Below are 337 nucleotides of genomic sequence, written 5' to 3' on the forward strand. Positions count from 1 at the left end.
TGTAAAGGAGGTTCTTTCATTTTTGTCGTTGAATGTAGCCCTAGTCATACCATCTTCGTAAATTACATCCGTAATTCTGTATAGATCATCGTAGTAATAAATAGTTTGGCTACCATCTCGCTCAGTTAATATCGTTCTTTGATTAGCTTCATCGTACTCAAAATACATGGTGCTTCCATTAGCTAAAATTTGCTCTATCACTCTGTCTTTATCATCGTAAATATTAGTGATACTACCATCTCTTAGAGGGCTTATGATTTTGGTAATACGATTATTAGAATCATATTGGTACTCTATACTATGTCCTTCAGGATTTTGATAGTTTACCATCTGATTT

General features: G+C 33.5%; 1 protein-coding gene. It reads right to left on the minus strand.

From position 1 onward, the window contains the following. A partial coding sequence (locus RCF13_RS25190; RefSeq protein ID WP_308141641.1) for an RHS repeat domain-containing protein occupies nucleotides 1-337 on the minus strand: 337 nt, incomplete at both ends.

Origin of the sequence: Stenotrophomonas maltophilia group sp. RNC7, assembly GCF_030910085.1 — a bacterium.
In the GTDB taxonomy this organism is placed as follows: domain Bacteria; phylum Pseudomonadota; class Gammaproteobacteria; order Xanthomonadales; family Xanthomonadaceae; genus Stenotrophomonas; species Stenotrophomonas sepilia.